Annotated in this window: 23 protein-coding genes; 1 reads left to right on the forward strand and 22 read right to left on the reverse strand. The window is 39.0% G+C overall.

Annotated features, from left to right (window positions below; all coding sequences use genetic code 11):
• Positions 1–27: 27 nt before the first annotated feature.
• From M1D73_RS27070 to spo0F, 15 genes are all read right to left on the reverse strand, one after another.
• Positions 28–306 (reverse strand): DUF3935 domain-containing protein, encoded by a 279-nt coding sequence (locus tag M1D73_RS27070; protein WP_000197472.1) that lies wholly within the window; start codon positions 304–306, stop codon positions 28–30.
• A 79-nt stretch (positions 307–385) separates the two neighbouring features.
• Positions 386–517 (reverse strand): hypothetical protein, encoded by a 132-nt coding sequence (locus M1D73_RS27075; protein WP_001037634.1) that lies wholly within the window; start codon positions 515–517, stop codon positions 386–388.
• 19 nt (positions 518–536) lie between these two features.
• Positions 537–1,085, reverse strand: coding sequence for a manganese efflux pump MntP (locus tag M1D73_RS27080; RefSeq protein WP_000142475.1), 549 nt, complete (start codon positions 1,083–1,085; stop codon positions 537–539).
• Between the two features lie 77 nt (positions 1,086–1,162).
• Positions 1,163–2,203 carry an L-threonylcarbamoyladenylate synthase gene (locus M1D73_RS27085; RefSeq protein ID WP_000557353.1) on the reverse strand — a complete coding sequence of 347 codons (1,041 nt, stop codon included), beginning with the start codon at positions 2,201–2,203 and terminating at the stop codon, positions 1,163–1,165.
• A 108-nt stretch (positions 2,204–2,311) separates the two neighbouring features.
• Positions 2,312–2,770 carry a GNAT family N-acetyltransferase gene (locus tag M1D73_RS27090; RefSeq protein WP_000758437.1) on the reverse strand — a complete coding sequence of 153 codons (459 nt, stop codon included), beginning with the start codon at positions 2,768–2,770 and terminating at the stop codon, positions 2,312–2,314.
• Positions 2,771–2,819: 49 nt separating this feature from the next.
• A complete protein-coding gene (spoIIR, locus tag M1D73_RS27095) occupies positions 2,820–3,686 on the reverse strand; it encodes a stage II sporulation protein R (protein ID WP_098212642.1) in 867 nt (288 codons plus the stop codon).
• 112 nt (positions 3,687–3,798) lie between these two features.
• Entirely contained in the window at positions 3,799–4,650 is an 852-nt protein-coding gene (gene prmC, locus M1D73_RS27100) for a peptide chain release factor N(5)-glutamine methyltransferase (RefSeq protein WP_001267065.1), read from the reverse strand.
• The gene (gene prfA, locus M1D73_RS27105) at positions 4,650–5,717 is read right to left on the reverse strand and encodes a peptide chain release factor 1 (RefSeq protein WP_000887064.1); all 1,068 of its coding nucleotides are present in this window, start codon (positions 5,715–5,717) and stop codon (positions 4,650–4,652) included. Before prfA ends, prmC begins: the two co-directional genes overlap by 1 nt.
• 391 nt (positions 5,718–6,108) lie before the next feature.
• Positions 6,109–6,696: a thymidine kinase gene (locus M1D73_RS27110; RefSeq protein WP_000280859.1), complete on the reverse strand. Its 588-nt coding sequence runs from the start codon at positions 6,694–6,696 to the stop codon at positions 6,109–6,111.
• A 108-nt stretch (positions 6,697–6,804) separates the two neighbouring features.
• On the reverse strand, positions 6,805–7,050 hold the full coding sequence (locus M1D73_RS27115) for a type B 50S ribosomal protein L31 (protein ID WP_000643433.1): 246 nt from the start codon (positions 7,048–7,050) through the stop codon (positions 6,805–6,807).
• A gap of 500 nt (positions 7,051–7,550) precedes the next feature.
• Entirely contained in the window at positions 7,551–8,822 is a 1,272-nt protein-coding gene (gene rho, locus M1D73_RS27120) for a transcription termination factor Rho (RefSeq protein WP_001053903.1), read from the reverse strand.
• A 516-nt stretch (positions 8,823–9,338) separates the two neighbouring features.
• A complete protein-coding gene (glpX, locus tag M1D73_RS27125; RefSeq protein WP_000442340.1) occupies positions 9,339–10,304 on the reverse strand; it encodes a class II fructose-bisphosphatase in 966 nt (321 codons plus the stop codon).
• Between the two features lie 116 nt (positions 10,305–10,420).
• On the reverse strand, positions 10,421–11,710 hold the full coding sequence (murA, locus tag M1D73_RS27130; RefSeq protein ID WP_000413254.1) for a UDP-N-acetylglucosamine 1-carboxyvinyltransferase: 1,290 nt from the start codon (positions 11,708–11,710) through the stop codon (positions 10,421–10,423).
• Positions 11,711–12,042: 332 nt separating this feature from the next.
• Positions 12,043–12,900 carry a class II fructose-bisphosphate aldolase gene (locus M1D73_RS27135; RefSeq protein ID WP_001131855.1) on the reverse strand — a complete coding sequence of 286 codons (858 nt, stop codon included), beginning with the start codon at positions 12,898–12,900 and terminating at the stop codon, positions 12,043–12,045.
• A gap of 210 nt (positions 12,901–13,110) precedes the next feature.
• Positions 13,111–13,479 carry a sporulation initiation phosphotransferase Spo0F gene (gene spo0F / locus M1D73_RS27140; protein ID WP_000398594.1) on the reverse strand — a complete coding sequence of 123 codons (369 nt, stop codon included), beginning with the start codon at positions 13,477–13,479 and terminating at the stop codon, positions 13,111–13,113.
• A 201-nt stretch (positions 13,480–13,680) separates the two neighbouring features.
• Between spo0F and M1D73_RS27145 the strand changes: the two genes are divergently transcribed.
• A complete protein-coding gene (locus M1D73_RS27145; RefSeq protein WP_000912402.1) occupies positions 13,681–14,205 on the forward strand; it encodes a DUF2529 domain-containing protein in 525 nt (174 codons plus the stop codon).
• Positions 14,206–14,236: 31 nt separating this feature from the next.
• Here M1D73_RS27145 and pyrG read toward each other — a convergent pair whose 3' ends face one another.
• The 7 genes from pyrG to M1D73_RS27180 all read right to left on the reverse strand — a co-directional run bounded on the left by pyrG (position 14,237) and on the right by M1D73_RS27180 (position 22,036).
• Positions 14,237–15,844, reverse strand: a complete 1,608-nt coding sequence (pyrG, locus tag M1D73_RS27150; RefSeq protein ID WP_000170460.1) for a CTP synthase — start codon at positions 15,842–15,844, stop codon at positions 14,237–14,239.
• Positions 15,845–16,101: 257 nt separating this feature from the next.
• Complete coding sequence (rpoE, locus tag M1D73_RS27155) at positions 16,102–16,635, reverse strand: DNA-directed RNA polymerase subunit delta (RefSeq protein WP_000346279.1); 534 nt, start codon at positions 16,633–16,635, stop codon at positions 16,102–16,104.
• Between the two features lie 155 nt (positions 16,636–16,790).
• The gene (locus tag M1D73_RS27160) at positions 16,791–17,420 is read right to left on the reverse strand and encodes a TetR/AcrR family transcriptional regulator (protein ID WP_000238605.1); all 630 of its coding nucleotides are present in this window, start codon (positions 17,418–17,420) and stop codon (positions 16,791–16,793) included.
• 66 nt (positions 17,421–17,486) lie between these two features.
• On the reverse strand, positions 17,487–18,626 hold the full coding sequence (gene acdA / locus M1D73_RS27165) for an acyl-CoA dehydrogenase AcdA (protein WP_000545544.1): 1,140 nt from the start codon (positions 18,624–18,626) through the stop codon (positions 17,487–17,489).
• Positions 18,627–18,647: 21 nt separating this feature from the next.
• A complete protein-coding gene (locus M1D73_RS27170; protein ID WP_001011179.1) occupies positions 18,648–19,778 on the reverse strand; it encodes an acyl-CoA dehydrogenase in 1,131 nt (376 codons plus the stop codon).
• A gap of 73 nt (positions 19,779–19,851) precedes the next feature.
• Complete coding sequence (locus tag M1D73_RS27175; RefSeq protein WP_000538874.1) at positions 19,852–20,703, reverse strand: 3-hydroxybutyryl-CoA dehydrogenase; 852 nt, start codon at positions 20,701–20,703, stop codon at positions 19,852–19,854.
• A 49-nt stretch (positions 20,704–20,752) separates the two neighbouring features.
• Positions 20,753–22,036 (reverse strand): acetyl-CoA C-acetyltransferase, encoded by a 1,284-nt coding sequence (locus M1D73_RS27180; RefSeq protein WP_002026635.1) that lies wholly within the window; start codon positions 22,034–22,036, stop codon positions 20,753–20,755.
• Positions 22,037–22,039 lie beyond the last annotated feature (3 nt).

Raw genomic sequence — 22,039 nt, forward strand, 5'->3', positions numbered from 1 at the left:
TCCCCTGCTTTTTAGCAGGGGATTTTATCATTGTAATTCTTCCTTCTTTTCCTCTAAAGTAGGCATTTTCTCTTTTTTCGGCTTCCCTAGCTTAATTACGAAGAAGTATAGGGAAAGCAATGTAATAAGAAAAACAATTAAAAACGGGTACGGAGAGTAAAAAGCACGCGCCGCCTCAGTCTTTCCCGCAACAAATTTCAATGACTCAATATCTAAAAACTCAGCAAACATTTGTACACCGAGCATACTAAACCAAAAAACAAAAAAACTAATAATAATACCAAAAACTTGCTTCAATCTCGTCATTCATCTCATCCTTTCTATATCTGTAATTTTTAGCGTAATAAATATAGTACAAACAAAATATTCACAGAAAGGAACTATCTCACCATTCACGAATTAACTTAATCCAACCTAACATCGAAATTTGCAAAATAATACCCCAAATTATAAGTCTTCTTAGCCATCGAGGAAAGAAGGTTAAAAATTTAACATACCATTCCAATAGCTTGTTCATAATTCCCTCCTACATAAAATTATATAGGAAAAAGGATATATAATCCAAACCCAACCAAAATGATACCACCTACTATCTCACCGTATGTACCGAGCATATCTTTCGCATGTCTCCCAATTAATAAACCAATCCACGCTAATAACATGCTAACAAATCCAAAAAGTAAAATCGTAATAATTGTCTGTGCCCCATAAATACCAAGACTAAGCCCTACTGAGAAACTATCTATACTGACGCCAAATGCAAATACGAATAAACTAATTCCAATAGGGGCAGTTCTAGTCTCTTCATTTTGTAAAATGGTCGAATATACGATATAAAACCCTAGTCCGATTAATAAAATAGCACCCGCAAAATGTGCGATATCTCCATATTTCTCTGATAAAAAACGACCTAGTACCATTCCTATAAACGGCATAATAATATGAAATATCCCTATCGTCATACCAATATACAGGATTTGTCTTAACTTTAGGGGCATCATCCCCATACCAAGACTCACCGAGAACGCATCCATCCCTAAGGCGAATGCCATAATTATTAAAGGTATTAGCTGTTCAAACGTCATTCATGCCCCTCCTTGGACGTGCTACTTCACAATATGCTTATCCAAGGAGAAATATTCTGTTTGCTAATCTTACCTTATCATTCAATAATAATATGATGTCCTGCCGCTTTTGTTAAACGATTCATAATTGCATTCCCTATTCCTTCATTAGGGAATGACTCACTAAAAATAACATCCACTTCACTTGCATCAAATGTTCTAAGTACATCATATAATTTAGTCGCAACGCTAGCTAAGTCACTTCTAACACCACAAGATAATATAACATCTGCACTATATACATGCTGATACTCTTCTGTCGTTAATACGCCTACTTTAAATCCTTCTTTCTTTTTCTCATCCACAAGATGCTGAATAAACTCACGTGAGCCCTCGACAATACTAAGTGGTGCTTTCGGCGCATAATGTGTGTATTTCATTCCAGGCGATTTCGGTTTTTCCTTCTCATCCTTTAAAGCTGGATCTAAAGAAACAGTACCTATCACCGCTTCTAATTGTTCTTTCGTAATCCCACCTGGACGTAATATTGTTGGAACCGTGCTTGTACAATCAATTACAGTTGATTCAACGCCTACTCCAGTTGCACCACCATCAACAATACCTGCAATCTTCCCATTCAAATCTTCATATACGTGAGAAGCTAATGTTGGACTTGGACGCCCTGAACGATTCGCACTTGGTGCCGCAACAGGTACATTCGCCTCTTCAATAAGAGCAAGTGCAATTGGATGATCAGGCATTCTTACTCCAACCGTATTAAGTCCTGCCGTCACCTTCTCTGAAATTCCTTCTTTTCTCGGCAAAATAATTGTTAATGGTCCTGGCCAAAAATGTGCCATTAACTTTTCTGCAACTGGTGGAATTTCTTTCACAATCCCATCTAACTGAGATTTTGTACCTATGTGGACAATGAGTGGATTATCACTCGGTCTTCCTTTCGCTTCGAAAATTTTCGCGATTGCTTCATCATCCATCGCGTTTGCCCCTAACCCATATACTGTTTCCGTAGGGAAAGCAACCGCCTCATTTTCTCTTAATAATTTTGCTGCTTCTTGTAACTGTGGATAATATTTTTTTCTTTCCACAACATTATCCACAACCCACATATTTGTATGCATTTTTTTCCACGTCCTTTTCTAGCCTTAAATACTTGTCTATTTTTAGTTTACTATGAGATTTATCCAAAAGACAAACAAGGTTTATCCACAAAATGTGGATAAACCTAATTAATCCGTGGATAACTTTGTGAATAGCTGACAATTTAGTATTATTGCATTCTGCTCTTTTATATTTTTACAAAAATGTTCTAGCTGTTGAATTCCCTCTGGAACCTCATCCTTTTCTATAGTAAAAAAGTCAAAGAACTGAAAGATCGGTACAGATTGTGGATGATTTGTTAGTAAGTACAATTGTTGAACACTTTTTTCTTTCATATACTGCAAAAACATTTCAAAAAAATATAAGAAAGTCTGTTTATCCACATGAGGTGTGAATAAACAAGAACGAATAAGTACATCTTCCCCACTTTGTTCATAACCAATTACAGCTCGTATTTCTTCCGCCTCTTCCAAAATCATAAATTGTGCGTACAACTCATTTATTTTATCATCTTTTTTATTAGCTTGTCCGAAAAAAGAATGTAATCTTTCCACATCTGCTTTCGTAGCAAAATACACTTTCTTCATAATAAATCCCTCCTCATTTTTATATATGAGGAGGGATTTATTAATAGTACTATTTAGAGAATAAAGATGTAAAAGCTTCTACAATAAACAATTTAACTTCTGGCTTTTCTTCTTCCTCTTCTACTTTTACATACTCATTTTGCTTTTCTTGTTTTTTCTCCACAGATTTCTCCACTTTTTCCACATTTTTCGTTTCTTCTTTACTTACAGGCTGCTCTTCGACTTTTGTTTCATTTTTCACTACTTTCTTTTCAGAAGCTGTTACTTTTTTTACTGCTTCCCGCTTTACAACTTTCGTTTCTTTTACCTCATCCTCTTTTTTCTCTTCTAAATTTACTACTTCTTCATTATCTATTTGTTTTACTTGCTCCTCTTCAGGAGATTCAGCCTTCACAACATGTTCTTCTTTCCTTACAGCTGTACCACTTGAAAAATCTAAGAAACACATCGGTGGAAATAATACACACCACCAGTTTGCCCCTTCACCTTCCCCAATTGTAATTAAGACTGCTTCATATTCCCCTGCCGGATAAATAAAATTCCCATATACCTTTGTAGGAAACTTTACATTCTTACTAAATTTCACTTGAAATGATTCTTTACTTCCTTCTCTTTTTAACGTATTTTCCACCGTTTTCTCGATTTCTGGAATATGACTTTGAATTACTTTGCGCGCCTCTTCAAATGAAGTTAAATCCGCTACCCATCCATCAATTTGTGCTTTTACTTCATCACGCACTTTACGCTTTAATGCCTGGTCTTTATCTGAATCACTATTTGCTAAAATTCGTAATCGAACGGCCTCTGTCGGAATAACTGAAGGCCCTTTCGCATCAGCTTTCATATATCCAAACTGCACAAGTAACTGTGCACCAATTAATAGTATAAGAAGATAAGCAATAACTTGTTTTTTCATTTCCTCCACCGTCCCTTCTACAAACAGTGTGGACAGACTTTCATCTTTCTAAACTATTAAATTCAAAATCTATATGAATTTTTCCACAAAAAAATAGAGTAAGGTGTGAACCTTACTCCATCTCTGCAAATACCATACGATCTTTTCCGTTAATATCGAAAACAACTTCAACATGAGCATGTGGAAAAGCTTGTTGTAACAATCTTTTTACATCCTCACCTTGTCCTACTCCAATTTCAAACGCCACAATCGCTTTCTTCTGCAACACATTCGGCAATTCTTCCATAAAACGGCGATAGAAATCTAATCCGTCTTCACCACCAACAAGTGCTCTCTTCGGCTCATGCTCTTTCACAACAGGAGAAAGACCACGCCAATCCTCTTCCGGTATATATGGAGGATTTGAAACAACAACATCTAGCTTTTGACCCGTTTTATGAAATGGTGACAATAAATCACCGTGATAGAACGTTACTTCTGCACCTAAAGCTTTTGCATTTTCTTTTGCAACTTCAATCGACTCTTGTGCAATATCTACTGTATACACATGAAGATTTTTATTTTCTAAAGCAAGCGTAATAGAAATCGCTCCACTACCTGTACCTATATCTGCTACATGTAGTTTCTCATCACCAAAATGGCGCTCGATTCTTTCTAATACTCCCACTATAAGCTCTTCTGTTTCCGGCCTTGGTATTAATACTTCTTCATTCACAAAGAAAGACCGTCCATAAAACATTTCATAACCAATCATATATTGAATAGGAATACCTTCTACATGCTTATGGATAAACTCCGTAAAGCTTTTCTCTTGTTCCTCAGTTATTTCTTCACGCATATTCATAAGTAATCCTGTTCTGTTCACCTTTAATACATGACAAAGGACAATTTCTCCCGCATTTTCATCTCGTCCATTTTCCTGTAAAAAAGAAGAAGCCCATTTCAGGGCTTCATAGACACGCATTACTCAGCTGCCTCCATCTTTTGAGCCTGATCTTCCATCACTAAGGCATTGATGAAATCATCTAACTTACCTTGTAAGATTTGATCTAGCTTTTGAATCGTTAAACCGATTCGATGGTCTGTAACACGGTTTTGCGGGAAGTTATACGTACGAATACGCTCTGAACGATCTCCCGTACCAACAGCTTGTTTACGGTTTTGATCATACTCAGCTTGCGCTTCTTGTCTAAACTTATCATAAACACGTGCGCGTAATACTTTCATCGCTTTTTCTTTATTCTTGATCTGTGATTTCTCATCCTGACAAGATACAACTACACCAGTCGGTAAATGCGTTAAACGCACCGCTGACATCGTTGTATTAACGCTCTGTCCACCAGGTCCACTAGAAGCGAATGTATCAACACGAACATCTTTCTCATGAATATCAATTTCTACTTCTTCTGCCTCTGGTAATACAGCTACAGTTGCTGTAGATGTATGAATACGTCCACCAGATTCCGTTTCAGGAACACGTTGTACACGGTGAGCACCATTCTCGAATTTCAGCTTCGCGAAAGCACCTTTACCATTAATCATAAAGATAATCTCTTTATATCCACCTAACTCTGTATAGCTAGCCTCAATAATCTCCGTTTTCCAGCCCTGTACCTCAGCGTAACGGCTATACATACGGTATAAGTCACCAGCAAATAAAGCTGCCTCGTCTCCACCAGCAGCTCCACGAACCTCAACGATAACGTTCTTATCATCATTAGGGTCTTTTGGAACAAGTAAAATTTTCAGACGCTCTGATAATGTTTTATCTTGTGATTCTAACTCAGAAACTTCTTCTTTTACCATTTCACGCATTTCTGCGTCTAACTTATCTTCTAACATTGCTTTCGCATCTTTTAATTGCTCACGAACATCCTTATACTCACGATACACCTCTACCGTTTCCTGTATATCAGACTGTTCCTTTGAATATTCACGAAGCTTATTTGAATCACTAATAATCGCTGGATCACTTAACAATTCATTTAACTTCTCATAACGATTTTCTACAGCTTGCAAACGATCTAACACATCATTCACCTCTACATCCTAGTATCTAATACAAATAGTATATGGTACTTACTCAAAAAAACGCAAATTATATTTAAAAGCGCAAGCGGCTCGCTCAGAATTGCAGGCCATTGGAGCTCTCGACCTTGAAGCGCTTTTTGCTTCGAGCGAGAGAGCGAAATGGCCGGAGATTCTAGCCGCTGGAGCTAGATAATATATTTAAAAGTGGCAGTGGCTCTTTCAGCTCTGACCAACTAAGGTTCTTTCGACCTAAAGGTGCTTTTTACCTTTCGGGCGGAAGGTTCTTAGATGCGAAGAGCTAGCCACCGGAACTAGATATATTTAAAAGCGTAAGCGGATCACACCACTCACACTCTCTATTTTGAAAAAAACCCGCCTTGCGCAGCGAGTTTTACTTATCTTTGTTTGCAGGTACTGCATGACAATGACGACAACGTGGTTCATACGATTCTGAAGCTCCAACTAAAATAATTGGATCATCAAATGCCGCTGGTTCTCCATCAATTAATCGTTGCGTACGACTTGCTGGAGATCCACATACAGAACATACTGCTTGTAGTTTTGTCACATGTTCAGCAATCGCCATCAGCTGAGGAACTTGTCCAAATGGTAGACCACGGAAATCTTGGTCTAAACCAGCTACAATGACACGATAGCCACGATTTGCCAATACTTGCACCACTTCCACAATGTCCCCATCAAAAAATTGCACCTCATCGATTGCAATAACATCCAGCTCTTCTGTAATATGTTCAAATATATCCTTTGAAGCTGAAACAGGAACTGCTTTTACCTTTAATCCGTTATGTGATACAACATCTTCTTCACTATATCGATTATCAATACATGGTTTAAATACAATTGCATGTTGTTTTGCAAATTGCGTACGGCGCACACGGCGGATTAGCTCTTCTGACTTGCCAGAAAACATACTACCGCAAATCACTTCAATCCAGCCATTTTGATTTATTAAGTACATGAAGCTCTCCTTTCATCTACTTTTCAGTTAAAAGTAGGGTAAAGGTATAATATTTTCGCAAAAAAAACAGACAAGCGAATACATACACTTGCCTGTTTTATGTTTTTATTACTTAAGACCGTATTTCTTATTGAAGCGGTCAACGCGTCCGTCTGCAGTAGCAAACTTCTGACGTCCAGTGTAGAATGGGTGAGAATCAGAACTGATCTCAACTTTTAGTAATGGATAAGTGTTACCATCTTCCCACTCAACAGTTTCGTTAGATCCTTTAGTAGATCCGCTTAAGAATTTGAAGCCTGTGTTTGTGTCCATGAATACAACTTTCTTGTAATCTGGGTGAATTCCTGCTTTCATTCTTTTCATCTCCTTCCGCCCTGAATCATTTTCGAAACAGAGTTTTTCATCTTCAGCTGCATACACAACTATATTGATGAAACACATATGATGAAATTATAACAAGGCTAACTTCATTTTGCAACTACCTGTTTTTGTCTTTTGAAATTAAAAGTGTAGACGGCTCGTTTAGCTCTGACCGGCTAAGGTTCTCTCGCACAAAAGGTGCTTTTTACCTTTAGTGCGGGAGGTTCTTAGACACGAAGAGCTAGCCGTCGGAACTAGATACAATTTAAAAGCAGAAGCGGCTCGTTCAGAATGGGAGGGGGATGGAGCTTCTGACGTAGAGGTGCTTTTTACCTTGTAGGAAGACGCGAAGCCATCGACCATTCTAGCCGCTGGAGGGAGCTCATCCAGCTCTGACTAACTCAGGTTCTTTCACTTATTTCTCTCTTTAATATCACCTAAACAGCATAAAAAACTCGCTTACTATAAAATAAGCGAGTCTTGATTTTTTCCCTTTACTTAGTTGTTACATACCTTTTCGAGTCTGCAACAATGTTTTGTAAAAACTCTTCATTTGTCTTCGTTTGACGAAGCTTACGTAAGAAACTTTCAACAAAGTCTGGTGTATCACGCATTGTCTTACGAATGCCCCATAACTTGTCTAAATGTTCTTTTGGAATTAATAGATCTTCTTTACGTGTACCAGAACGACGAATATCAATCGCTGGGAAGATACGACGTTCAGCTAATGAACGATCTAAGTGAAGTTCCATATTTCCAGTTCCTTTAAATTCCTCGTAAATAACATCGTCCATACGTGATCCTGTATCAACAAGGGCTGTTGCTAAAATTGTTAAGCTACCGCCTTCTTCAATATTACGTGCAGCTCCAAAGAAACGCTTCGGTCTATGGAAGGCAGCTGGATCGATACCACCTGATAATGTTCTACCACTTGGTGGAATAACGAGGTTGTAAGCTCGAGCTAAACGGGTAATACTATCCATTAAAATGATAACATCTTTCTTGTGCTCTACAAGACGCATCGCACGTTCTAACACAAGCTCAGCTACTTTAATATGATTTTCTGGTACTTCATCAAAAGTAGAACTTACAACATCTCCTTTAACAGAACGTTCAATGTCTGTTACTTCCTCTGGACGCTCATCAATTAAAAGTACAATTAGTTCTGCTTCCGGATGATTTGTTGTAACACTGTGCGCGATTTCTTTTAATAGACTTGTTTTACCAGCCTTTGGAGGCGCAACAATTAAACCACGTTGTCCAAATCCAACTGGTGCGATTAAATCCATGATGCGTGTCGGTAACTTTTTCGGTTCCGTTTCCAATTTCATTTGGCGATCTGGGTATAATGGTGTTAATGCAGGGAAATGCACACGCTCTTTTGCTGAATCTGGATCATCTCCGTTTACAGCTTCAACTTGTAATAACCCAAAATAGCGTTCATTTTCTTTCGGAGGTCGTACTTTACCAGAAACCTTATCTCCATTACGTAAATCGAAACGACGAATTTGCGAAGCTGAGATATAAATATCTTCTGAGCTTGGAGAATAGTTGATAGGACGTAGGAATCCAAATCCTTCTGATTGAATAATTTCTAATACGCCTTCCATGAAAAAGAAACCTTCTTTTTCTGCTCGAGCTTTCAAAATAGAAAAAATCAGCTCTTTTTTCGTTAACTTGCTATAATACGAAATCTTAAATTCTTTCGCAAGCTCGTATAACTCTTTTAATTTCATGTTTTCTAATGCTGCAATTGACAAATTCATTCAGACACCACACTTTAACGTTATTCTCTTTTTTCATGGGTAAAGGGAAAAAATACGGAAGGCAAATAATTAATAATGAAAGGCAATAAGTTCAAGTAGGGTAATATTCACTATTGTAACCCTTTTATCTAGTTTTAATCAATACGTTGGAACACAAATACAAGAAGCGAAGACAAGAAAATTTGTCTTCGCTTCTTATTTAATTTAGTTCCAGCTCCGATAGTTAGAAAGATCGACCATTTTAACCTTTCTGAAGGAGCTGCTTACGCTTTTTATTTAATCTAGCTTCAGCAGCTAGAAGGGTCGGTGGCTTCACTTCTTCCTGCGAGGCAAAAAGCGCCTCTACGTCAGAAGCTCCATCCCCCTCCCATTCTGAACGAGCTGCTTACGCTTTTTATTTAATCCAGCTCCGGTGGCTAGAAGGGTCAGTCATTTCACCCCTTCCTGCGAGGCACAAAACGCCTCTTCGTCAGGAGTTCCAATGCCTTCCCCTTCTGAGCAAGCCACCTCCGCTTTTTACTTAATAACCAAGTTTGGTTTTTTATTTAAGCTATGACGACCATCTACGAAGCGAACTGTGCCTGATTTTGCGCGCATAACAAGGGATTGCGTTGTTCCTACGCTACCTTTAAATTGAACACCGCGTAATAGTTCTCCATCTGTTACGCCTGTTGCTGCAAAGATTGCATCGTCACCTTTTACTAAGTCCTCCATGCGAAGGATACGATTAATGTCTTCTATGCCCATTTTTTTACAACGTGCTAATTCAGCTTCGTTTTGTGGCAATAGTTTTCCGTGAATTTCTCCACCTAAACATTTTAAAGCAACTGCTGCTAATACACCTTCAGGTGCTCCACCAGATCCAAATAAAATATCTACACCTGTACGATCAAACGCTGTATTAATCGCTCCAGCTACATCTCCATCATTAATCAATTTAATGCGCGCACCAGCTTTACGAATTTCTTCAATAATTTCTTGATGACGTGGACGATTTAAAACTGTCGCTACAACATCTTCAATATCTTTATTTTTCGCTTTCGCAACTGCACGTAAGTTATCAATAATAGGCGCATCAATGTCGACCGCCCCAACTGCTTCTGGGCCAACCGCGATTTTATCCATGTACATGTCAGGGGCATGTAACAAATTACCGTGGTCTGCAATTGCAATGACAGCAAGAGCATTCCAGCCACCAGCTGCTACGATGTTTGTCCCTTCTAAAGGATCAACCGCAACGTCTACACGTGGTCCATATCCTGTACCTAATTTCTCTCCGATATATAGCATTGGTGCTTCATCCATCTCACCTTCACCAATTACAACTGTACCTTTCATCGGAATTGTATCAAATACATCACGCATAGCTGATGTTGCTGCACCGTCTGCCTCATCCTTTTTCCCGCGCCCCATCCAACGCGCTGATGATAAAGCTGCAGCCTCTGTTACACGTACTAACTCCATAGATAAACTTCTTTCCACGATAATCCCTCTCCTTTAAGCCTTTATATTTCTGCCGTATTTTGTGAACCGTGTTTTTCTATAAAGTGTACTTCCGCAAGTAGTGATGCTTCGCTTCCCCCTTGCGGAAGTATCACTTATGCGTTCTTCATTTCTTCAATTTCTTGCTTTGTCATTTGTTCTCGCCAAATGTTTGCACCAAGCCCTTTAAGCTTGTCCACTATATTCTCATAACCTCGATCAATATGCTCAAGTCCTGTTACTTCTGTAATTCCATCTGCCATTAACCCTGCAATAACAAGTGCCGCTCCTGCTCGTAAATCACTCGCCTTCACTTTTGCACCTTGCAGTAACACAGGACCAGTTACAATTGCCGAACGACCCTCTACTTTAATTTGAGCATTCATACGACGTAATTCATCAATGTGTTTGAAACGGGCACCGTAAATTGTATCTGTTACAACTCCCGTCCCGTGTGCCTTTGTTAAAAGCGTCGTAAACGGCTGTTGTAAATCCGTTGGAAAACCTGGATATACAAGCGTTTTGATATCAACTACTTTTAACTTTCTATTACCGTTCACCGTAATTTGATCATCGTTCGTTTCAACTTGAACACCAGCTTCTCTTAGCTTTGCAGTAACTGATTCTAAATGCTGAGGAATAACGTTATCAACCGTTACTTCTCCTCCTGATGCAGCTCCTAGAATCATATACGTACCAGCTTCAATACGATCTGGGATGATAGTATGGTGACAACCATGTAAAGAGTCAACACCATCTATTCGGATTACGTCAGTACCAGCACCTTTAATACGTGCTCCCATGCTTGTTAACAATGTAGCTACATCAATGATCTCAGGCTCTTTCGCTGCATTTTCAATAACAGTTCTACCTTTCGCTCGTACAGCTGCTAGCATAATATTAATCGTAGCTCCTACACTAACAACATCTAAATAAATACGTGCCCCGCGTAGCTCATCTGCTCTTAAATAGATGGCACCTTGTTCATTCGTAACATGTGCACCTAGCGCTTCAAACCCTTTAATATGCTGATCAATCGGCCTCGGTCCTAAATGACATCCACCCGGAAGCCCAATAACAGCTTTTTTAAAACGGCCAAGCATTGCACCCATTAAATAATAAGAAGCGCGCAATTTTTTCACTTTTCCATTTGGCAAAGGCATTGCAACCATGTTAGAAGGATCGACTACCATCTCTTCCTCCTGTCCATAAGTTACTTTCCCTCCAATTTCCTCTAGTAAGTCTCCTAACATTTTCACGTCCGAAATATTAGGGACACCACCAATAGTTACTGGAGTATCTGCTAAAATTGTCGCTGGAATTAATGCAACGGCACTGTTCTTTGCACCACTTACTCGAATTGTTCCATTTAAAGCTCTTCCGCCTTCAATTAGCAATTTTTCCATATTGAGCTCCCTTCTTGTGAATGTATTTACTTTCTATCTTTTTATAGAAAGCTCCCCTTAAGAATCTCAATTACTCTTTCCATCCCAAAACTCAATAAATAGGAAACCATTATCTTCATTTCTCCTGTAGCACGAATAGATAAAGATCAACTATTCATCGAATTTACTTTATCAATTTAGATACGTTATCACATTTATTAATAGGACTATGCACATTATTTTCTATTTAAAAACCAAAAATGATAAAATCTTTAGACTTGTTCACGCTTTCATTATACAACGAAAGGAAACCGTCTAAAAGACTAGACGGTTTCCAAAACGGAATTTTATTCTTACGCTTTACCGTTAGAACCGAATTCGCGAATTTTACCAATAACAGTTGCTTTGATAGCGTCGCGGCCAGGTCCGATAAATTTACGAGGATCGTAAACTTCTTGGTCTTTGTTTAATACTTCACGAACAGCTTTTGTAAACTCGATTTGGTTCTCAGTGTTTACGTTGATTTTTGAAGTACCTAAAGAGATAGCTTTTTCGATATCAGCAGTTGGGATACCAGTACCACCATGTAATACTAAAGGTACGCCAGTGAAGTCACGAACTTGTTCCATTTCAGCGAATCCTAAGTTAGGCTCACCTTTGTAAGGACCGTGTACAGAACCTAAAGCTGGAGCTAGGCAATCGATACCTGTTGCTTCAACAAGGTGCTTACACTCTGCTGGGTCAGCGTAAATTACGCCTTCAGCGATTACGTCGTCTTCTTGTCCGCCAACTGTTCCAAGCTCAGCTTCAACAGATACGTTACGAGCGTGTGCGTATTCTACTACTTGTTTAGTAGTTTCAACGTTTTCTTCGAATGGGTGGTGAGAAGCGTCGATCATTACAGATGTGAAACCTGCATCAATTGCTTCTTTACATTTTTCGAAGCTTGAACCATGGTCAAGGTGAATCGCTACAGGAACAGTGATGTTCATTTCTTCGATTAAAGCTTTAACCATAGCTACAACTGTTTTGAAACCAGTCATATGACGAGCTGCACCCTCAGATACACCTAGGATTACAGGAGATTTTTCTTCTTCCGCAGCAGCTAAGATAGCTTGAGTCCACTCTAAGTTGTTCATGTTGAATTGACCAACTGCGTATTTTCCTTCTAGTGCTTTGTTTAGCATTTCTTTCATAGAAACTAAAGGCATGGTGAATCCTCCTAAAAAACGTTTTTTGTATCCGATAAGTTCTTATCGCTGGTAGTATGACCAGAATAAGGTAAAATATGTATATCTACATACCGGACTTTTTTCTACACTCAATAGGATAACAACTTGTACTCAAAAACTCAACCGTATTCACCTGCACAATAGTCCATGTAAACGCTTTTTTCCATATTTTTTATAAAAAATTCATTTTTATGCCTCTACAGCGAGCTCATTTCTCACAGCTTGACGAATTTCATCAATATCAAATGGTTTAGCAAAATGCATTAAAGCTCCTAAATCTTTTGCTTCTTGGATCATATCAAGCTCTCCATAAGCAGTCATTAAAATTACTTTAATACTCTCATCAATTTCTTTTACATGCTTTAAAATCTCTATACCATCCATGCCTGGAATTTTCATATCTAACACTACTAAATCTGGATTATCTTTTTTCACGATATCTAAAGCTTGAAATCCATTCGCTGCTTGGAATGTCTGATAACCTTCTTTTTGGAACACTTCATGTAATAACACACGAATCCCATATTGATCATCAACGATTAAAATTTTACCTTCCATAATTCCCAACCTTTCTGTGTAAGTACAAGATTTAAAGCTTCTTATATCTTAACGATTTAATTTCGCTATCCTTTGGCAAATTCCTTCCTATTCTTTCTTATTTTACCGTTTCCTATTTTGTTATGCTACCCTACGATTTCACCTTTCTAAAAAAATAAATTATAATGAAAGCCGGCAAACACGTACGAAGGGAGTAACATTATGTTAAAAATTTTTTCAACTCAATTAAGTGGTTATTTCTCCAGAGTTTCTCAAAAAGAAGAAATGAATATAGAAGATAGCGCTCGTTTACTTGCTCAAGCACTAGTTGGCGATGGTTTCATTTATTTACATGGTACAAATGAAATGGAGGGCGTTGTTGCCGAGGCACTATTCGGTGCTGAACCAATGAAGCAAGCAAAACGCTTATTTGAAAATGGTAAAGAAGCAGAAGTAACCTCTGCGGATCGTGTACTTCTTATTAGCCGTTTTTCAACAGATGAAGCGGTTGTAGAAATTGCAAAAAAACTACAAGAAGAGGGACACTCTATTGTCGGCATTTCTGCTCTTCAAGAAGGTACGGAATCACTCGAACGATATACAGACGTACATATTGATACAAAACTGTTAAAAGGTCTTATTCCAGACGATGAAGGTAATCGCTACGGATTCCCAAGTTTAATAGTAGCCTTATTTGCTTATCACGGGATCAAATTCACAATCGATGAAATGTTAAATGAATATTAAAAAAAGCGCCTTATTTCAGGCGCTTTTTTTATTACTTGCTCTCTTTATTCGTAATAGAAGCTCTTACGAAGTCATGGAACAATGGTTGTGGACGGTTTGGACGAGAAACAAGTTCTGGGTGGAACTGTGCTGCCACGAACCAAGGATGATCTTTTAATTCAATGATTTCAACTAGACGACCGTCTGGGCTTGTACCAGAGAATACAAATCCTTCTTTTTCCATATCCGGACGGAACTGGTTGTTGAACTCATAACGATGACGATGACGTTCATATACAACCGGCTCATTATAAGCATTGTAAGCATTTGTTTCTTCAGCAAGCTTACATGGGTATAGACCAAGACGAAGTGTACCACCTAGGTCCTCTACATCTTTTTGTTCTGGTAATAAGTCGATGATTGCATATGGTGTGTCAGGGTTGATTTCAGAAGAGTTAGCACCTTCTAAACCTAATACATTACGTGCGAATTCGATTGATGCAAGTTGCATACCTAAGCAAATTCCTAAGAATGGAACTTTGTTTTCACGAGCATATTGAATCGCAACGATTTTACCTTCTACACCACGATCGCCGAAGCCACCTGGTACAAGGATACCATCTGTATCGCCAACTAATTCTTTTACGTTTTCTGCTGTTACGTGCTCAGCATTTACCCATTTTACTTCTACATCTGTGTCGAATGAGTAACCAGCATGACGAAGTGCTTCTACAACAGAAATATAAGCATCTTGAAGTTCTACATATTTACCAACAAGAGCGATTTTTGTTTTCTTAGAAAGATTACGCACTTTGTTAACTAGAGCAGTCCACTCTGTCATATCTGCAGCTGGATTGTCTAATTTTAAGTGGTCACAAACGATTTGGTCCATGTTTTGTTCTTGAAGAGATAATGGGACCGCATATAAAGTATCTGCATCGCGAGCTTCGATAACCGCTTTTGTATCGATGTCACAGAATAATGCAAGCTTGTCTTTCATATCTTGAGAAACAGGCATTTCTGTACGAACAACGATAATGTTTGGTTGAATACCTAAGCTACGAAGTTCTTTAACACTATGTTGTGTTGGTTTTGTCTTCATTTCACCCGCTGCTTTTAAGTACGGGATTAACGTACAGTGAATGTACATTACATTGTCACGACCGATGTCGCTCTTAATTTGACGGATTGCTTCTAAGAATGGTAGAGACTCGATGTCACCAACAGTTCCACCGATTTCTGTAATAACAACATCCGCATTTGTTTCACGACCAGAACGATATACGCGTTCTTTAATTTCGTTAGTAATGTGAGGAATAACTTGAACGGTTCCTCCTAAATATTCACCGCGACGCTCTTTTTGAAGAACTGAAGAGTAAATTTTACCTGTTGTTACGTTGCTGTATTTGTTTAAGTTAATGTCGATGAAACGCTCATAGTGACCAAGGTCTAAGTCAGTTTCTGCGCCATCATCTGTTACGAATACCTCACCGTGTTGATATGGGCTCATAGTCCCTGGGTCTACGTTAATGTATGGATCAAACTTTTGAATCGTTACGTTTAAACCACGATTTTTTAAAAGTCTTCCAAGAGATGCTGCTGTAATACCTTTTCCTAAAGACGATACTACACCGCCTGTTACAAAAATATACTTAGTCATGAAAAAGCTCCCTTCTATTTTGCTGTTATATAATCACCGTTGCAAAGCGCAACGTATGTAGATAACACTGTATCCATCTTATTGTTAGACTCTTTTTATTTTCTAAACAAAAAACAAAAAAGAAAATTGCTCCCCTCATCACAAAAAGTAATAAGTAGGGAGCAATTTTCTTTTATATTTACACTTTAAAAGTATTATCGTCCTTTTTTAAAGAGCCCAAAAATGATTCTACATGGACGATAATGAAAAGTCAAGAACTACAGTTCTTCCTCTTCTTCTTCTTCAGTTTCGTCATACTCAAGTTCTTCTTCAGCGAAGTCGTCGTCATCTTCGTCTAAATCATCAAGATCGTCGTCATCTCCGTCTTCTTCTTCAAGAACCTTGTCCAAATCTTCTACATCATCATCTTCGTCTTCACTTACGTCTGCATCGTCGAAGTCATCTTCATCTTCTTCAATGTAGTCGTCAAAACCGTCTTCTTCAACTTTACGTTTCTTCTTCGGTTTTGGTTGAGGCAAGATTTCTTCATCAATTTGCTCGTATGGGTACCAGCTGCGTAGCCCCCAACGATTTTCTCCTAAATTAATGAAACGTCCATCAATGTTTAAGTCTGTATAAAATTGTGCGATTTTCGCATTAACTTGCTCTTGAGATAGTCCCAGCACTTGAGCGATTTCTTGAACCAACTCGTTGAATGTCGTTGCTTGTTTTTTATCCCCTAAAACGCTATGTACAACTTCAATCATTGAACATTCTTTTAGCTCTTCTGGTGAATATTGCTTAAAATCCACTTATGCGGCACTTCCTTTCATCAAATATAACCTTATATATAACGGCCTGCTTAAAAAAATCCATACTATTCATTATAAACAAAAGTCGCACAAATATGCTACAAAAAAAAACGGGAAACTTTTATAGGGTAGTAAAATTATAATTTGTCTGTTCCTTATTTCGGAAGCATATGGGCCCCTTGCAATACATACCTAATTTGCATTTCTGTATATTCTTCGAGCGTATACAGTTTTTGCAGCGCCCAGCGTCTAAATCCCCACATCTGTCCTTGTATAAAAATATTATGGGCAAGAAGCTGTATTTCTTTTTTATTTAATGTAAATGTTCCATTTTCCGTACACTGTTCTAAAATATTCTCGAACATTCCTACCATTTGAAACTCCTTTTCTAATACATACGGAAGTGATTCTTTCGGTAAAAAGCGTACCTCTTGATACATTATCAATACTTCTTCCTGTAATTCATCCATCACTTTAAAATAATTCGTTATTGCTATCTTTAAACTTTCTACACTCCCTTTTTCTGTACAAACTACTTCCTCTAATCTTTCTTTTACATGTTCATAAATACTATCACAAACTAAATACAAAACATCATCTTTTGTACGAATGTACTCATAAAGTGTCCCTATACTAAATCCAGCCGCTTTTGCAATTTCTCTCGTTGTTGTACGCGGAAATCCTTTTTGTTTAAACAGTTGCACCGCACCTTTAATCATTTGCTCACGTCTTAACGCAACTAATTTTTCATCTTTCACCGATGCATGTACATTATGTTTAACCATTCCCTTCACCTCTCTCTATTATTTTTTGGAAGGAAAAAGCGTAGGAAAATACCTACGCTTTCGTTCCTACTTCGTTAACATACGAGAAATTACAAGCCTCTGAATCTCTTGTGTTCCTTCATATATTTGTGTAATTTTTGCATCTCGCATATAACGCTCTACTGGATAATCTTTCGTATAACCGTAACCACCAAATACTTGCACCGCTTCAGTCGTCACCCTCATCGCTGTATCTCCTGCAAATACTTTTGACATCGCTGACTCTTTTCCATACGGAAGCCCTTCTGATTCAAGCCAAGCCGCTTGATATGTTAAAAGGCGTGCCGCTTCTACATCTGTTGCCATATCCGCAAGTTTAAAGCCAATCCCTTGCTGCGCCGCAATTGGTTTTCCAAATTGATGGCGCTCCCTTGCATATTCTACAGAAGCATCTAAAGCCCCTTGTGCAATACCAACAGCTTGCGCCGCAATACCGTTACGACCTCCATCTAATGTTTGCATCGCAACTTTAAACCCTTGCCCCTCTTCTCCAAGTAGATTCTCTACAGGAATACGGCAATCTTCAAACATAATTTCAGTCGTTGGTGAAGAGCGAATCCCTAGCTTGCTCTCCTTCTTCCCAACTGAAAATCCCGGTGTATCACTTTCTACAATAAATGCACTCGTACCGCGCTGCTTTGATTCAGGATCAGTTAGCGCAAAAACGACATAAATATCAGCAATACCGCCATTTGTAATGAAAATTTTTGATCCATTTAAAATATAATGGTCTCCATCTCTCTTTGCGATTGTCTTCATTCCACCAGCATCCGATCCAGATCCTGGCTCCGTTAAGCCGTATGCACCAATTTTCTTTCCTTCAGCCATCGGTCGTAAAAACTTTTGCTTTTGCTCTTCCGTCCCAAATTTAAAAATTGGCCATCCTGCAAGTGAAGTATGCGCGGACAGTGTTACGCCTGTTGAAGCACAAACGCGGGATAATTCTTCAATAGCGATTACGTACGCTAAGTAATCGCTTCCAATTCCACCGTACTCTTCAGGCCACGGAATACCGGTTAAACCAAGCTCTGCCATTTGATCAAATAATTCTCGATCAAATCGCTCTTCCTCATCACGCTCAGCTGCTGTTGGTGCCACTTCATTTTTAGCAAAATCTCGAACCATTTTTCTTATCATTTCATGTTCTTCTGATAGTTTAAAATGCATCTCCGTCTCCCCCTCGCCCTTTTATAAAGCACGGCTAATAACAAGTTTCTGTATTTCACTTGTTCCTTCATATATTTGCGTGATTTTCGCATCACGGAAAAATCGTTCTACTGGATAGTCTTTCGTATAACCGTAACCACCAAACACTTGCACCGCCTCAATCGCGACTTCAACCGCTGTCTTAGAAGCAAATAATTTCGCAATAGATGCTTCTTTACCGCATGGTAAGCCCTGTGCCCTAAGAGATGCCGCTCTATATACGAGTAACCTTGCTGCTTCGACACTTGTTGCCATATCTGCAAGCTTGAAGCCAATCCCTTGCTGCGCCGCAATTGGCTTCCCGAATTGCTCTCTTTCTTTTGCATAATCAATTGCACAGCCAAGCGCCGCTTCAGCAATTCCTAACGCCTGCGCACCGATTCCAATTCGCCCAACATCTAAATTCGCCATTGCCACCTTAAATCCTTGTCCTTCTTCCCCAAGTAAATTCTCAGCTGGCACTTTCATATCTTCAAAAGTAAGTTGTACTGTACGAGAACCGAGAAGTCCCATCTTATGTTCATCTTTTCCGATGATTAAACCAGGTGTATCTTTCTCTACTATAAATGCAGAAATACCACTTTTTCCTGCCTCTGGATTTGTAGAAGCGAATACAATGTATGTACTTGCTTCACCACCATTTGTAATAAACACTTTCGATCCATTAATAATATAATGATCACCTTTTTTCACAGCTCTTGATTTCAAACTCCCTGCATCTGATCCTGCATTTGGCTCTGTTAAAGCAAATGCACCTAAATATTCCCCAGTTGCAAGTTTAGAAACATATTTTTTCTTCTGTTCTTCTGTTCCGAAATATAAAATCGGATTCATTCCAACTGACGTATGTACAGCTAAAATTACACCAACTGTTGCACTTACCTTTGAGATTTCCTCAATTGCTAGAATGTAAGATATAAAGTCCATTTCTGCCCCACCGTATTTTGCAGGCGCTGGAATACCCATTAATCCAAGCTCACCCATCTTTTGCAAAATCTCTTTCGGGAACACCCCTTGTTCCATACTAGGAACAAAGGGAGCTATTTCCTTCTGTGCAAAATCCCGAACCATTTTCCTCATCATTTGCTGCTCTTCATTAAAACGAAAGTTCATATATTCCGCCTCCATTTGCTATATATCCTTTAAATAATTTGGTAAGACCACTATGTTGTAACAAAGGGGGCATTTATTCGTAAACGTAGAATCCACGACCTGTTTTACGCCCTAACCATCCTGCATTCACATACTTACGTAATAACGGACATGGGCGATATTTACTATCTCCTAATCCTTCATGCAACACTTCCATAATGTATAAACACGTATCTAAACCGATAAAATCGGCGAGTGTCAAAGGCCCCATCGGATGGTTCATACCAAGCTTCATGACTTCATCAATTGCTTCTTTCGTCGCTACACCTTCATATAACGTATAAATTGCTTCGTTAATCATCGGTAGCAAAATACGATTTGATACAAAACCTGGGAAATCATTCACTTCAACTGGTACTTTCCCAATTTTTTTCGTAATATCTTCAATTGCTTCATATACCGCATCATCGGTAGCCAAACCACGAATAATCTCAACAAGCTTCATAACTGGAACCGGATTCATAAAGTGCATACCGATTACTTTTTCCGGACGCTTCGTTACCGCTGCAATTTCTGTAATTGGCAGAGATGACGTATTCGTTGCTAAAATTGCGTGTTCTGGAGCAATTTCATCTAGATTCGCAAAGATTTTCTTTTTAATATCCATTTTCTCAACAGCTGCTTCAATAATAAGATCCGCTTCTTTCACACAATCTAAATCAAGCGTTACTGTAAGACGATTTAATGTGGCTTCCTTCTCTTCTTCCTTCATACGTCCTTTTTCTACTTGCCGTGCTAAGTTTTTCGTAATGATAGCCAATCCTCTATCTAATTGCTCTTGCTTTAAATCTTGTACCTTCACGTCATATCCTGCCATTGCACATACTTGTGCAATTCCTGATCCCATTTGCCCTGCACCAATTACAACAATGTTTTGTACACCCATTTTTTCTTCCCCCTTAATTGTTAATAAATTTTATACCCTCGAATTTTAATTAGTGAACTTCAATCATCACTGCGTCCCCTTGACCGCCACCGCTACAAATCGAAGCAATTCCAATTCCGCCGCCGCGCTGCTTAAGTGCATGGATTAGTGTAACGATAATGCGCGCTCCGCTTGCTCCAATTGGATGTCCCATCGCTACCGCGCCGCCATTTACATTCAATTTTTCCGGATCAATTCCTGCGATTTCTGTACTTGCAATTGCTACCGCTGCAAAGGCTTCATTAATCTCGAATAAATCAATGTCTTCAATTGTCTTTCCTGTTTTTTCAAGCAATGCGTTAATTGCATAACCTGGAGTTCTTGGGAAATCTTTAGATTCCACTGCAATTGCTGTATGCGCCAAAATTGTCGCTAATGGCTTTCTTCCTTCTTGCTTCGCTCTGTCTTCGCTCATTAATACAAGTGCGGCACCACCATCGTTTAGTCCCGGCGCATTACCAGCTGTCACCGTCGCTGTCTTATCAAATACAGGTTTTAACTTTGCTAACTTTTCAATCGTTGTATCTTCACGTGGCGCCTCATCCTTTGCAACGACAATAGGATCGCCTTTTCTTTGCGGAATCGTTACTGGCACGATTTCCTCTTCAAAACGCCCTTCTTTATGCGCTGAAACCGCACGCTGATGGCTACGATATGCCCATTCATCTTGCGCTTCACGAGAAATTCCATCTTCCTTTGCAACTTCTCCGCCATAAACGCCCATGTGTGTACCTGAAAATGCGCATGTTAAACCGTCAGCAACGTTTAAATCAATAACTTCGTTGTTGCCCATTCTGTATCCCCATCTTGCTCCACGTAAAATGTAAGGACTGTTACTCATCGACTCCATACCGCCAGCTACAATCAGTGATTGATCGCCAGTACGAATAATCTGATCCGCTAACGTAACCGCACGAAGCCCTGATGCACAAACTTTATTCACTGTTTCCGTCTGCACTTCCCAAGGGATTCCAGCAGCCCTCGCAGCTTGGCGCGATGGAATTTGTCCCTGCCCACCTTGAATAACCGTTCCAAATATAACTTCTTCAACATCACTAGCCGCAACATTTGCTCTTTCAAGTGCTGCTTTAATTGCAATTCCTCCAAGTTCCGTCGCTTTTACATCCTTTAAAGATCCTCCAAATTTTCCAACTGGTGTTCTTGCGGCACTTAAAATAACTGTTTTACTCATGTTTCTTTCCCCCATTTCATTTTTTAACACTGAGCGCTCGCTCGGTATCCCTACGTTGAGAAGAGGTGCAATCATTGCACCTCTTTCTAAAGTTGTATACATTCT

The organism is Bacillus sp. PK3-067 (assembly GCF_056738645.1).

Excerpts from the sequence above, each read along its gene's own strand:
- pyrG (WP_000170460.1), bottom strand. The coding sequence starts at position 15,844 with ATGACTAAGTATATTTTTGTAACAGGCGGTGTAGTATCGTCTTTAGGA.
- M1D73_RS27085 (WP_000557353.1), bottom strand. The coding sequence starts at position 2,203 with ATGCATACAAATATGTGGGTTGTGGATAATGTTGTGGAAAGAAAAAAA.
- M1D73_RS27180 (WP_002026635.1), bottom strand. The coding sequence starts at position 22,036 with ATGTATACAACTTTAGAAAGAGGTGCAATGATTGCACCTCTTCTCAAC.
- M1D73_RS27145 (WP_000912402.1), top strand. The coding sequence starts at position 13,681 with ATGTTAAAAATTTTTTCAACTCAATTAAGTGGTTATTTCTCCAGAGTT.
- M1D73_RS27170 (WP_001011179.1), bottom strand. The coding sequence starts at position 19,778 with ATGAACTTTCGTTTTAATGAAGAGCAGCAAATGATGAGGAAAATGGTT.
- M1D73_RS27070 (WP_000197472.1), bottom strand. The coding sequence starts at position 306 with ATGACGAGATTGAAGCAAGTTTTTGGTATTATTATTAGTTTTTTTGTT.
- spo0F (WP_000398594.1), bottom strand. The coding sequence starts at position 13,479 with ATGGAAGGTAAAATTTTAATCGTTGATGATCAATATGGGATTCGTGTG.
- M1D73_RS27160 (WP_000238605.1), bottom strand. The coding sequence starts at position 17,420 with ATGGTTAAACATAATGTACATGCATCGGTGAAAGATGAAAAATTAGTT.
- M1D73_RS27115 (WP_000643433.1), bottom strand. The coding sequence starts at position 7,050 with ATGAAAGCAGGAATTCACCCAGATTACAAGAAAGTTGTATTCATGGAC.
- acdA (WP_000545544.1), bottom strand. The coding sequence starts at position 18,626 with ATGCATTTTAAACTATCAGAAGAACATGAAATGATAAGAAAAATGGTT.
- M1D73_RS27175 (WP_000538874.1), bottom strand. The coding sequence starts at position 20,703 with ATGGGTGTACAAAACATTGTTGTAATTGGTGCAGGGCAAATGGGATCA.
- M1D73_RS27135 (WP_001131855.1), bottom strand. The coding sequence starts at position 12,900 with ATGCCTTTAGTTTCTATGAAAGAAATGCTAAACAAAGCACTAGAAGGA.
- murA (WP_000413254.1), bottom strand. The coding sequence starts at position 11,710 with ATGGAAAAATTGCTAATTGAAGGCGGAAGAGCTTTAAATGGAACAATT.
- M1D73_RS27110 (WP_000280859.1), bottom strand. The coding sequence starts at position 6,696 with ATGTACTTAATAAATCAAAATGGCTGGATTGAAGTGATTTGCGGTAGT.
- spoIIR (WP_098212642.1), bottom strand. The coding sequence starts at position 3,686 with ATGAAAAAACAAGTTATTGCTTATCTTCTTATACTATTAATTGGTGCA.
- M1D73_RS27090 (WP_000758437.1), bottom strand. The coding sequence starts at position 2,770 with ATGAAGAAAGTGTATTTTGCTACGAAAGCAGATGTGGAAAGATTACAT.
- M1D73_RS27075 (WP_001037634.1), bottom strand. The coding sequence starts at position 517 with ATGAACAAGCTATTGGAATGGTATGTTAAATTTTTAACCTTCTTTCCT.
- prmC (WP_001267065.1), bottom strand. The coding sequence starts at position 4,650 with ATGCGTGTCTATGAAGCCCTGAAATGGGCTTCTTCTTTTTTACAGGAA.
- rho (WP_001053903.1), bottom strand. The coding sequence starts at position 8,822 with ATGAATTTGTCAATTGCAGCATTAGAAAACATGAAATTAAAAGAGTTA.
- M1D73_RS27080 (WP_000142475.1), bottom strand. The coding sequence starts at position 1,085 with ATGACGTTTGAACAGCTAATACCTTTAATAATTATGGCATTCGCCTTA.